The sequence below is a fragment of the Acinetobacter calcoaceticus genome (genome assembly GCF_016508255.1).
Lineage (GTDB): Bacteria > Pseudomonadota > Gammaproteobacteria > Pseudomonadales > Moraxellaceae > Acinetobacter > Acinetobacter calcoaceticus_E.
Genome location: NZ_JADVKT010000003.1, coordinates 274,722 through 287,034, shown reverse-complemented (window position 1 = coordinate 287,034; position 12,313 = coordinate 274,722). Strand labels below are relative to the sequence as shown.

The 12,313-nt window shown below is 40.6% G+C and carries 9 protein-coding genes; 7 read left to right on the top strand and 2 right to left on the bottom strand.

Going from position 1 to position 12,313, the window contains the following annotated elements; genetic code table 11:
* Positions 1–30: 30 nt before the first annotated feature.
* Positions 31–522, bottom strand: coding sequence for an acetolactate synthase small subunit (gene ilvN, locus I5515_RS09000; RefSeq protein WP_001215920.1), 492 nt, complete (start codon positions 520–522; stop codon positions 31–33).
* A complete protein-coding gene (locus I5515_RS08995) occupies positions 522–2,246 on the bottom strand; it encodes an acetolactate synthase 3 large subunit (protein WP_199965947.1) in 1,725 nt (574 codons plus the stop codon). Before I5515_RS08995 ends, ilvN begins: the two co-directional genes overlap by 1 nt.
* Positions 2,247–2,751: 505 nt before the next feature.
* Between I5515_RS08995 and I5515_RS08990 the strand changes: the two genes are divergently transcribed.
* The 7 genes from I5515_RS08990 to I5515_RS08960 all read left to right on the top strand — a co-directional run bounded on the left by I5515_RS08990 (position 2,752) and on the right by I5515_RS08960 (position 12,309).
* On the top strand, positions 2,752–3,090 hold the full coding sequence (locus I5515_RS08990) for a DUF4124 domain-containing protein (RefSeq protein ID WP_199965945.1): 339 nt from the start codon (positions 2,752–2,754) through the stop codon (positions 3,088–3,090).
* A gap of 187 nt (positions 3,091–3,277) precedes the next feature.
* Positions 3,278–5,902, top strand: a complete 2,625-nt coding sequence (gene leuS / locus I5515_RS08985) for a leucine--tRNA ligase (protein WP_199965943.1) — start codon at positions 3,278–3,280, stop codon at positions 5,900–5,902.
* Between the two features lie 27 nt (positions 5,903–5,929).
* A complete protein-coding gene (gene lptE / locus I5515_RS08980; RefSeq protein WP_199965942.1) occupies positions 5,930–6,439 on the top strand; it encodes an LPS assembly lipoprotein LptE in 510 nt (169 codons plus the stop codon).
* Positions 6,440–6,457: 18 nt separating this feature from the next.
* A complete protein-coding gene (holA, locus tag I5515_RS08975; protein ID WP_199965941.1) occupies positions 6,458–7,447 on the top strand; it encodes a DNA polymerase III subunit delta in 990 nt (329 codons plus the stop codon).
* Positions 7,448–7,554: 107 nt separating this feature from the next.
* Complete coding sequence (locus I5515_RS08970; protein WP_199965939.1) at positions 7,555–8,895, top strand: MacA family efflux pump subunit; 1,341 nt, start codon at positions 7,555–7,557, stop codon at positions 8,893–8,895.
* A 2-nt stretch (positions 8,896–8,897) separates the two neighbouring features.
* Positions 8,898–10,892, top strand: coding sequence for a MacB family efflux pump subunit (locus tag I5515_RS08965; protein WP_199965937.1), 1,995 nt, complete (start codon positions 8,898–8,900; stop codon positions 10,890–10,892).
* A gap of 22 nt (positions 10,893–10,914) precedes the next feature.
* On the top strand, positions 10,915–12,309 hold the full coding sequence (locus tag I5515_RS08960) for an efflux transporter outer membrane subunit (RefSeq protein ID WP_199966081.1): 1,395 nt from the start codon (positions 10,915–10,917) through the stop codon (positions 12,307–12,309).
* Positions 12,310–12,313 lie beyond the last annotated feature (4 nt).

Here is a 12,313-nt window from a genome sequence, read left to right as displayed (position 1 = left end):
TGTGTTCTCCGCTAAAATACTTTTAAAAAATTAAATGGCCAATACTTTTTCGCCACGGGCGATACCAGATACACCTGAACGAACGACTTCTAGAATAGTGTTTTCTGCAAGCGCATCGATAAAACCATCTAATTTTTCAGTTGTCCCTGCTATTTGAATGGTATAGGTAGTTGGTGTCACGTCTACAATTTGCGCACGGAAAATATCCGCTGTACGCTTAATTTCAGCACGTGAAGCACCTAACGCTTTTACTTTAATCAGCATCAGTTCACGCTCAATGTGCGAACCTTCTGATAAATCTACTACTTTTACAACTTCAACAAGTTTGTTGAGCTGCTTGGTAATCTGTTCAATCTTATGGTCATCACCATAAGTCGTTAACGTCAAACGTGACAAAGTTGGGTCTTCGGTTGGGGCTACATTCAACGTCTCAATGTTATAGTTACGCTGACTGAATAAACCCACCAAACGAGAAAGCGCACCTGCTTCGTTTTCAACGAGTACAGAAATAATATGTCTCATTATGTACGCTCCCCTTTACCTAACCACATATCCTTCATGGACTGACCTGCGATCAGCATTGGATAAACATGTTCTGTACGATCAACCATGACATTAATGAATACACATTTATCATTAATCGCCATTGCTTCAGCAAGCTTCGACTCTAGTTCATCAGCATGATCAATTTGAATACCAACATGACCATAAGCTTCCATTAACTTGCCAAAATCAGGTAATGATTCAACATATGAGCTTGAGTGACGGCCTTCATAGTTCATATCTTGCCACTGTTTAACCATACCTAAAGCACGGTTATTCAAGCACAAGATCTTCACATTCATACCGTATTGCTTACAGGTAGAAAGTTCTTGAATACACATCTGAATTGAAGCTTCACCAGTAATACAAACAACTTGCTGATCTGGGAAAGCCAGCTTAGCAGCCATTGCATAAGGTAAACCAACGCCCATGGTGCCTAAACCACCAGAGTTGATCCATTGACGAGGACGTTTGTACTTGTAATACAACGCACCAAACATTTGATGCTGTCCAACATCCGATGTGATAATGGCATCACCATGTGTTGCTTTATATAAAGCTTCTACCACTTGCTGCGGCTTCATCGTGCCATCAGTCAGGGTTTCATACTTCAAACCATGAACTTTGCGCCATTCATTAATTTGATCCCACCATGCAGCAATTGCTTCAGGGTTTGGCTTAGACACATTTAATTGTTTCAATTGCGTCAACATTTCCTGAAGTACAGGCTCAACCGCCCCTACAATCGGAATGTGCGCCATGATCGTTTTTGAAATGCTCGCCGGATCAATATCAACATGAATAACTTTGGCATTCACACAGAATTTTGCAGGGTTATTTGTTACTCGGTCATCAAAACGAGCACCAATTGCAAGAATGACATCAGCATTATGCATCGCCATGTTTGCTTCATAAGTACCGTGCATACCCAACATGCCCACAAACTGTGGATCATCGCCAGGGAAGCCACCAAGACCCATGAGTGTATTGGTCACTGGATAGCCCAACAAATGTGCTAACTCAGTCAATAATGCAGATGCATTACCTTGAACAACACCACCACCAGTATAAATTACAGGACGTTTAGCACTTAAAAGCTCATCAATCGCTTTGCGAATCTGACCAGAATGTCCACGTGAAGGCGGCTGATAAGAACGCATTTTCACTTTTTCAGGATATTCGTAGGCAAATTTATCTACAGGATTGGTCGCATCTTTAGGAATATCGACTACAACTGGGCCTGGACGACCGCTTGATGCGATATAGAATGCTTTTTTGATAATTGCAGGAATTTCACTTGCATGACGGACTTGAAAGCTGTGTTTCACGATAGGACGTGAAATACCAACCATGTCAGTTTCTTGGAAAGCGTCTTCACCAATAAGATGTGATGCAACTTGGCCAGACAAAATCACCATTGGGATTGAGTCCATATAAGCTGTTGCAATTGGAGTTACTGTATTGGTTGCGCCCGGGCCAGAAGTGACCAGTACTACGCCAGTCTTACCTGTAGCACGTGAGTAGGCATCTGCCATATGACCAGCAGCTTGCTCATGACGTACGAGGTAATGATTGATTTTGTCTTGTTGAAATAGCGCATCATAAATATGTAATACTGCGCCGCCTGGATAACCAAAAACATGTTCAACGCCTTCGTCCGCAAGAGCACGAACGAGCATTTCACCACCAGATAAAAGTTCCAACGTGATTCACCCTAAAATCTTTATCACTATTTATGGAAGGCACAAATAGTGTTTCATTCATTGAATTGTCTGCACTGTTATAGCACACATATTGTCTAGTTTTCGTTGCAATAGAAAAATTTCTGTTTTTCAGCCGTATAAGCTTTTTTAACATTAATAAAGCATGTCTGGATATACATACTTTAAGTAAAATCAATCTCTCGGCTAGAGAGAATGTCTATTACAAAACATGACGGTTATTCGAAGGGTGATCAAATAATCGCATATAAAACTAAAGAAAGCATTTTTGTTGTTTAATTCACTAAAGTCAAGATTAAAGAAAAGGTTTTTCCATAAAATTTTTTAGCTGCTGTTTTTTTAATCTAAAATTAAATTGTAAATTTGATAGCCCCAGCCTCTATTTATTAAAAATAATTATTCTTTTTTATATAAAACCATACATTGTAAATTGCTTATTTATGAACTTTATTTAAATATAGTCAGCATTCTTTGGGGAAGATCTGATATGAATTTATCTTATTTAAAAACAATCTTATATACAGCAGTAACAACAGTAGTTTTAATTTATTCAAGCCAAAGTCAGGCACAGCAATATTATAAATGGATGGATAAAAGCGGCTCGACACATTACACCACGACGCCACCGCCTAAAGGTGCGAAGCATTTGAACAAAGTTTCAACTTATGGCAACCAAGCAATTCCAAAAATTTCTACATCAAGCCCAGAACAACAGCCTCAAGATAAAACAGATAAAGCAGTGCAACAAACAGCTAACGTCACACAAGAAAAGGCTGCGCCTGCTGTAGCAGCGCCACCTGCTCCATCTGCGTCAGCACCTCGATAAGCAAAATGAGAGTGGTGAATACTTTCATCACTCTTCTATTATTTAAAATAAAGAAGAATAGATTGAGAAATGTTTATTGCTCATATTAAAAGATAAAATCCTGATCTAAAAACTGACATTTCCTCTTATTTTGCGCTATGCTGTGCAGCAATCTTTCATTTCAATTTTCGTTGTATAGCTTACGTCTATGACTATTTCTCACATTGACCCCGAATATCAAGCAAATACGATTGAACCATCAGTTCAACAAGATTGGGAAAATCGTAAAGTCTTTAAAGTTGCCGACACTGTCGAAGGTAAACATCGCTACATCCTGTCAATGTTTCCTTACCCAAGCGGCAAGCTGCATATGGGGCATGTGCGTAACTATACAATTGGCGATGTTATTAGCCGTTTTTATCGTTTAAAAGGCGAAACCGTACTACAACCTATGGGTTGGGATGCATTCGGTTTACCTGCTGAAAACGCAGCAATTGCTCATAAAGTTGCTCCGGCAAAATGGACATTTGAAAACATCGCTTACATGCGTGACCAACTAAAAAAATTAGGTCTGTCTGTAGACTGGGACCGCGAGTTCGCAACTTGTACACCAGAGTACTATCACTGGGAACAATGGTTATTTGTTCAGCTTTATAAAAAAGGCCTGATCTATCGTAAACTTTCAACAGTAAACTGGGATCCGGTTGACCAAACAGTTTTGGCAAACGAACAAGTTGAAAATGGTCGTGGCTGGCGCTCAGGTGCATTGGTTGAAAAACGCGATATTCCAATGTATTACTTCCGTATTACGGACTATGCACAAGAATTATTAGACGACCTAGACACCTTACAAGATGGCTGGCCTCAACAAGTGTTGACCATGCAACGTAACTGGATTGGTCGCTCTACAGGCATGGAAATTACTTTCCCGTCTGCCAACACTGAAATCTATGCTGACGGCTTAACTGTTTATACAACACGTGCCGACACGCTTATGGGCGTGACATATGTTGCTGTTGCAGCAGAACACCCTCTTGCGCTTAAAGCTGCTGAAAATAACCCTGAATTGGCTGCATTTATTGAAGAATGCCGCATGGGTTCAGTTGCAGAAGCTGACTTGGCTACAGCCGAGAAAAAAGGCATGGCAACAGGCTTGTTTGTAAAACATCCTGTAACTGGTGAAGAGCTTCCTGTCTGGATTGCAAACTACGTATTAATGTCTTATGGCTCTGGCGCTGTTATGGCTGTGCCAGCTCATGACGAACGTGATTTTGAATTTGCTAACAAGTTTAACTTGTCAATTAAGCAAGTGATTGATGCCAAAGGTGCTGACGATGCAGATTACTCTGCAACTGAATGGCAAGAATGGTACGGTTCTAAAGAAGGTAAACTTGTTAACTCTGGCGAGTTTGACGGTTTAGAATTCCAAGCTGCATTTGATGCATTCCTTGCGAAATTAGAACCACACAATTTAGCAAATTCTAAAGTTCAATTCCGTTTACGTGACTGGGGTGTTTCTCGTCAACGTTACTGGGGTTGTCCAATTCCAATGATTAACTGTGAGACTTGTGGTCAAGTCACAGTTCCTGAAGATCAACTTCCAGTTGTATTACCAACTGATGTTGTACCAGATGGTTCAGGTAACCCGCTCAATAAAATGCCTGAATTCTACGAAACAAAATGTCCTTGCTGTGGTGGCGATGCACGCCGTGAAACAGACACGTTGGATACCTTCGTAGAGTCATCTTGGTATTATGCACGTTATGCTTCTCCAGACTTTACTGGCGGTATGGTTAAACCTGAAGCTGCTCAAAACTGGCTTCCTGTGAACCAATACATTGGTGGTGTTGAACACGCGATTCTTCACTTACTTTATGCACGTTTCTTCCACAAATTAATGCGTGACGAAGGCGTTGTACAAGGTAACGAGCCATTTACCAACTTGTTAACACAAGGCATGGTGCTTGCAGACACGTTCTACCGTGAAGCAGAAAATGGTAAGAAAACTTGGTTTAACCCTGCTGATATTGAGTTAGAACGCGATGAAAAAGGTCGTATTCTTTCTGCAAAATATTCAGGTGATGGTCAAGAAGTTATTATTGGCGGACAAGAAAAAATGTCTAAGTCGAAAAATAACGGTATTGATCCACAAGCAATTATCGATCAATACGGCGCGGATACTGCACGTGTATTCATGATGTTTGCTGCGCCGCCAGATCAATCTTTAGAATGGTCAGACGCTGGTGTTGAAGGTGCAAACCGTTTCTTAAAACGTGTATGGCGTCTTGTTGCTAGCTTCATTGAAAAAGGCAACTCAACATCTACAATTGATGTCGCCAACCTGTCTAAAGACGCTCAAGACTTACGTCGTAAAACGCATGAAACGATTCAAAAAGTAAGTGATGATATTGAACGCCGTCATGCATTCAATACTGCAATTGCTGCTTTAATGGAGTTGTTAAATGCGAGCAACAAGTTTGAAGCAAAAGATGACAACGATATTGCTGTAGAACGTGAAGCGATCACCACACTTTTAACTTTGCTCGAACCTTTTGCACCACATTTAAGCCAAACTTTATTGGCTCAATTTGGTGCAGATGTAACAAAAGCAACTTTCCCTGAAGTGGATGCTTCTGCGTTAACACGAAATACGCAAACGATTGTTGTACAGGTTAACGGTAAACTTCGCGGTAAACTTGAAGTTTCTGTTGATATTTCTAAGGAAGATCTATTAGCTCAAGCTAAAGCTCTACCAGAAGTTCAACAATTCTTAACAGGACCAACAAAAAAAGAAATTGTGGTTCCAAATAAACTAGTTAACCTCGTGGTTTAATTAAAGTTATTAATGAGAGGATCAAGCATGCACTTAGCCCAACGTTTAGCTGCTGTTGTTTTAACCTTAGGCCTTAGTGCAGGCTTAGTCGGGTGTGGATTTCATTTAAAAGGAACCAACCCGACTGCGACTCCGCTTGTTTATAAAAAGTTAAGCCTTGAGTTACCACCCAAAACTGATGATTTGGAAACTCAGTTAAAAGTCTATTTGGCTGCCAATGGTGTGCAGTTCAGTAATGATAATGATGCTTATGTACTTCGTGTTTTAGAGTACACGCCTCGTCGTCAACTTTTAAACGGAAAACTGACAGAAGTATTATTACGTTTAACTGTGACCTTCGAAATTGAAGATCGTCAGGGTAATAAAATTACTGAACCACGCTCATTAACTGCATCTCGTAGTTATCAATATGACTTGGCAACAGTCAATACTGAAAATCAGCAAGAAAGTTACTTACAACGTATTATTATTGATGATATTGCACAACAAATTACTCGTCAGATTTCAGCAAATCGCTTACCAAAAGCTCAGCCTTAATCTGTATTTTTGCCAGTAATGAAAATTGACTATTTACAAGCCTTAAAACGTACTCCGGAAGCTCGGGGTGCGTGGATTTTGCACGGGCAAGAGCCGTTATTAGAACAAAATTTATTAGATGCCTTTCGCAAAAGCTGGCAGCAACAAGAAGTTGAAAGACAACGCTATGATATTAGTAGCGTGAGTGACTGGAAAAATGTCTTTAACGCACTTAATAGCTTATCTTTATTTTCTCAGCAGCTTGCTATTGAAGTACATGGCAACATCAAACCAGATGCAAACGGTTTAAAACAACTCAAAAGTTATATCCAACATAACGAACATAACCTGCTGTTAATTGTTTTACCCAAACAAGATAGTAGCAGCTTAAAATCTGCTTTTTTTCAGGTTGTTGAGGCAAATGGGGTTGTAGTTGCATTAACGGCAACTTACCCTCATGATCGCCAACGTATTTTAAGTGTAGAAGCCGAAAAGCTTGAGATTCAACTCGACAATGATGCTTGGCAATGGTTAATGCAACATCATGAACACAACTTATTAGCTGCAAAAAATAGCTTAATGCGTGTGAGAGATACTTTCCCAGATCAGAAGCTTATTCAAATTGAGCAGTTGTATGCTTGTTTACAAGATCAATCTCGTTATACCACTTACGATTTAAGTGATGCGTTATTAGAAGGCAACCTTGGCCAATCTATTAAGATTTTTCAATATTTAATTGCGGCAGGCGAACCAGACAGTCTGATTTTATGGACTTTAAGCAAAGAAATGCGCTTGTTAATGCAATTGTTTGAACAACCTCATAATGCTCTACAGCTTGGTATATGGAAAACAAAGGTGGGCTTATATCAACAAGCCTTGAGAAGATTAAATCCACAACAGTTTCTAGGCTGGTCTACCCTTCTATTGCAAATTGATGCAGCAATTAAAGGAATGTCGAACGAAAATGCAGAAGATTTAATGCAGCAAGCGATTGCTGAATTATGTGGAAAAACACTCTTTATACAATAATTCGGCTGAATCATTTTTCTACGTTCTTGAAATATCATAAAAATTCACGTTTTATCCTCATTTCGCTTTTATACTAAATTAAATTTTAAACTTTTCGACCTCTCACTATGCCAAAAATAAAGCCTATCAAACTTGTTATTATCATCGTGTGTATAGCCGTTATTGCTGTGTTAGCTTGGAAGTTTTTCAAGCCAAAACAGCAGCTGCCACAATATATTACAGCTGAGGTAACACGCGGAGATCTTGAAAATAATGTACTTGCAACAGGTACACTTGATGCAACCAAACTGATTAGTGTCGGTGCTCAGGTGTCTGGTCAGGTTAAAAAGATGTATGTGCAGCTTGGTGATCAAGTAAAACAAGGTCAACTCATTGCACAAATTGACTCGACTACTCAAGAAAACAGTTTAAAAACATCCGATGCCAATATTAAAAACTTAGAAGCACAGCGTCTTCAACAAGTGGCTTCTTTAAATGAAAAGCAACTTGAATATCGTCGTCAGCAACAAATGTATGCTCAAGATGCAACACCTCGTGCAGACTTAGAATCGGCTGAAGCAAGTTATAAAACAGCTCAGGCACAAATCAAAGCATTAGATGCACAAATTGAGTCTGCAAAAGTAACTCGATCAACAGCACAAACCAATATTGGTTATACGCGTATTCTTGCGCCAACCGATGGTACGGTTGTTGCGATTGTGACTGAAGAAGGTCAAACGGTAAACGCCAACCAAAGTGCTCCAACTATCGTTAAAATTGCAAAATTACAAAATATGACGATTAAGGCACAGGTCAGTGAAGCCGACATTATGAAGGTAGAAAAAGGCCAGCAAGTTTACTTCACTACTTTAGGTGATGAGACTAAACGTTATGCAACTTTACGCCAGATTGAACCTGCTCCAGATTCAATTTCTAGTGAATCAAACAGTACAACAAGCTCAACTAGTAATTCAGCTGTTTATTACAATGCTTTATTTGACGTTCCAAATACCGACGGCAAATTACGTATTGATATGACAGCACAAGTTTTTATCGTATTAGATTCGGCAAAAAATGCTTTGCTTGTCCCATCTTCTGCTATAAGTAGCAAACAATTTTCTGGTCAAAAAAAATCTGGTCAATCTGCAGATAAAGCTGCTTCAACGCCAAGTGCAGAACGCAAACATCAAGGTAATGGTGCTCGTTTAGAACGCTTAAACTTAAATCCTGAACAAAAACAACTCGTTGACCAAGGTAAAGCAACGCTGAGTGTCGTTCGAATTTTACAAGCAGATGGCACAACGAAACCAACTCAAATTTTGGTAGGTATTAATAACCGTGTAAATGCACAAGTGCTTGCCGGATTAAAACAAGGCGACCAAGTTGTAATTGCTGATAGTTCAGATACTTCTGCTGCTTCTGCAAATAGTGGTAATAATCGTCGCCGTAGTGGCCCAATGGGAATGTAAGCATGACAAAACAAGCTCTGCTTGAAGTCAGCAATCTAGTCCGGGAATTCCCTGCTGGCGAAAGCACAATACAAATTTTAAAAGGGATTGACCTGACCATTTATGAGGGAGAGCTGGTTGCCATTGTCGGCCAGTCTGGTTCTGGTAAATCAACCCTCATGAACATTTTAGGTTGCTTAGACCGACCTACGAGTGGTAGTTACAAGGTTAGTGGACAAGAAACTGGTAAGTTAGAACCAGATCAACTCGCGCGATTACGCCGTGAATATTTTGGTTTTATTTTCCAGCGCTATCATTTACTTGGTGACTTATCAGCAGAAGGTAACGTTGAAGTTCCAGCAGTTTATGCAGGTGTTACGCCTTCTGAGCGAAAGCAACGTGCAACTGCCCTACTCACTGAGTTAGGTCTAGGTACTAAAACACTCAATAGGCCAAGTCAGCTTTCTGGTGGTCAGCAGCAACGTGTTTCTATTGCTCGTGCCTTAATGAATGGCGGTGACGTTATTCTGGCAGATGAGCCGACAGGAGCGCTCGATTCTCATAGTGGTGTTGAAGTCATGCGAATTTTGCGTGAACTCAATGCCGCAGGTCACACCATTATTTTGGTGACCCATGATATGCAAGTTGCAAAAAATGCAACTCGTATTATCGAGATTAGTGACGGAGAAATCATTAATGATCGTCCTAATGTTCCGGATCAAGCAGCTGAACCCATTAAGCCTGATCCTGATGCTGCTCCTGCATTGCAAGGTAAGCAGAAGAAAGGCAAAAGTATTTCTGCATGGCGTTCAACTTTAGACCGTCTATCAGAAGCTTTCCAAATGGCTTTACTGTCTATGAATGCCCACCGCATGCGTACTTTTTTAACCATGCTTGGGATCATTATTGGTATTGCATCTGTTGTGACTGTGGTCGCGCTAGGTAAAGGCTCTCAACAACAAATTTTAAGTAATATTAGCGGCCTCGGCACCAATACTATTACAGTGTTTCAGGGCAAAGGATTTGGTGATAACTCCAAAACAGCTAGCTTTAAAACATTGGTGCCCGCTGATGCAGACGCATTAACAACCCAACCTTATGTAAGTGCTGTATCACCAATTGTTGGAACGTCAAAAACCATTCGCTATCAACAAAATGAAGCGAACGCGACCATTAACGGTGTAAGTAACGATTATTTCGATGTAAAAGGTTTAGTCTTTAAAGATGGACAAACTTTTGATCAACGTAGTGTTCGTGATCGCTCACAGGATGTTGTGATTGATACCAATACGCAAAAACAATTCTTTAGTGATGGCACTAACCCAATTGGACAAGTGGTGTTACTTGGTAGTGTGCCAGCTCGGATTATCGGAATTGTAGAACCGCAAACGAGTGGTATGGGTTCAGATGACACGTTAAATGTATATATGCCTTATACCACCGTCATGAGCCGTATGTTAGGTCAAGCCCATGTCCGTAATATCGTGGTTCGCATTAATGATAAATATTCAACCACAGCCGCAGAGAATGCGATTGTAAACTTATTAACCCAACGACATGGTGCACAAGATATTTTCACCATGAACAGTGACAGTATTCGTCAAACCATCGAGAAAACCACAAGTACCATGACGCTCTTAGTTTCAGCGATTGCGGTAATCTCACTTGTCGTAGGTGGTATTGGGGTAATGAATATTATGTTGGTTTCCGTAACCGAACGTACTCAGGAAATTGGGGTACGTATGGCTGTAGGTGCTCGTCAAAGTGATATTTTGCAGCAATTCCTTATTGAGGCAATTTTAGTGTGTTTAATTGGTGGTGTACTCGGTGTATTGCTATCGCTTGGCCTTGGACAACTCATCAATAAATTTGCTGGCGGAAACTTTTCCGTGGCTTATTCAAGCACATCAATTGTTGCAGCCTTTGTGTGTTCAACACTTATTGGTGTGGTTTTTGGATTCTTGCCAGCCAAGAATGCAGCAAAACTCGACCCTGTTGCAGCACTATCACGAGAATAAGGAAAATCGCATGTCTTTCTCTATGACTAAACTCAGCGCAGCGCTTCTTCTCACCAGTTCTCTTGTGGGATGTGCAGCAGTCGTAAAAACACCTTATGAAGCTCCGGCAGTACAAATTCCGAGTAGTTTTCAGTATGACGCTACTAAAGCAAAAACGGTATCTGCCGAACAATATGCTGACCGTTGGTGGACACTTTTTGGTGATGCACAGCTCAACCAGCTCGTGAGCAATGTATTAGAGCGCAATAGCGATCTAGCCGTTGCAGGTATTACCTTAAAGCAAGCTCGGTTGAGAGCTGATTTAACTGCAAACCAACAAGGTTTACGAACCAGCTCAAATGTTTCTACAGGCCATACTTTTGACCTACATTCAGGGGATGACAGCGCTAAAGGTTTATCAATGAGTGCTGGCGTAAGCTATGAGGTTGACTTATTTGGTAAGCTTGCGCGCCAAACCGAAGCGAGTAAATGGGAAGCTTTGGCGACTGAACAAGATTTACAAGCTACTGGACAAAGTCTCATTGCAACCACAGCTAAACTCTATTGGCAACTGGGTTATTTAAATGAGCGTTATGCAACTGCTCAGCAAAGCCTAGCGACTTCACAAAAGCTTTATCAATTGGTACAGATTCAGTATAAAGCTGGTGCGGTTTCAGGTGTAGATCTCACTCAAGCAGAACAATCGGTACAAAGCCAAAAAGCGAGCTTAAGTCAGATTGAGCAACAACTGGTTGAAACACGTACTGCTATTGCGGTGCTATTACATGAACCATTGCAACAGCTAAACATTCAAGAGCCCAAAAGTTTACCTCGCAATGCACTACCAGTAATTGGTGCAGGCTTACCTGCCGATATTTTATCGCGCCGTCCTGATTTACAAGCCTCTGAGCTTCGTTTGAAAAAGGCGCTCGCGACTAAAGATGCAACTAAGGCGAGCTACTATCCTTCGATTAGTTTAACCAGTAGTTTGGGATCAAGCAGTACATCATTGACTGAACTGTTACGTAACCCAGCCCTAACTTTAGGCGCAAGTTTAAGCTTACCGTTTCTGCAATATAACGATATGAAGAAAGATATCGCGATTAGCAATCTTGATTATGAAAAAGCGATTATTCAATATCGCCAAACGCTTTATCAGGCTTTTGCTGATGTAGAAAATGCTTTATCGAGTCGTACCGAACTCGACAAACAAGTAACGTTACAAGAACGTAATGTTGAACTCGCAGAAAAAACTGAACGTTTAACTGAAGTCCGTTACCGTTATGGTGCTGTCGCATTAAAAACACTTCTTGATGCTCAGCAAACCACACGTACTGCACGGTTAAGCCTCGTTGAAGCCAAACAAAGCCAATACAACGCTTATGTCACTCTCATGCAAGCTTTGGGCGGTTCACCTGTAAAAGAACTTCCTCAATAACTTG

Bases quoted from the DNA above. Each gene is read 5' to 3' on its own strand.
- ilvN (WP_001215920.1), bottom strand. From the start codon at position 522: ATGAGACATATTATTTCTGTACTCGTTGAAAACGAAGCAGGTGCGCTT.
- I5515_RS08990 (WP_199965945.1), top strand. From the start codon at position 2,752: ATGAATTTATCTTATTTAAAAACAATCTTATATACAGCAGTAACAACA.
- lptE (WP_199965942.1), top strand. From the start codon at position 5,930: ATGCACTTAGCCCAACGTTTAGCTGCTGTTGTTTTAACCTTAGGCCTT.
- I5515_RS08965 (WP_199965937.1), top strand. From the start codon at position 8,898: ATGACAAAACAAGCTCTGCTTGAAGTCAGCAATCTAGTCCGGGAATTC.
- I5515_RS08960 (WP_199966081.1), top strand. From the start codon at position 10,915: ATGACTAAACTCAGCGCAGCGCTTCTTCTCACCAGTTCTCTTGTGGGA.
- holA (WP_199965941.1), top strand. From the start codon at position 6,458: ATGAAAATTGACTATTTACAAGCCTTAAAACGTACTCCGGAAGCTCGG.
- leuS (WP_199965943.1), top strand. From the start codon at position 3,278: ATGACTATTTCTCACATTGACCCCGAATATCAAGCAAATACGATTGAA.
- I5515_RS08970 (WP_199965939.1), top strand. From the start codon at position 7,555: ATGCCAAAAATAAAGCCTATCAAACTTGTTATTATCATCGTGTGTATA.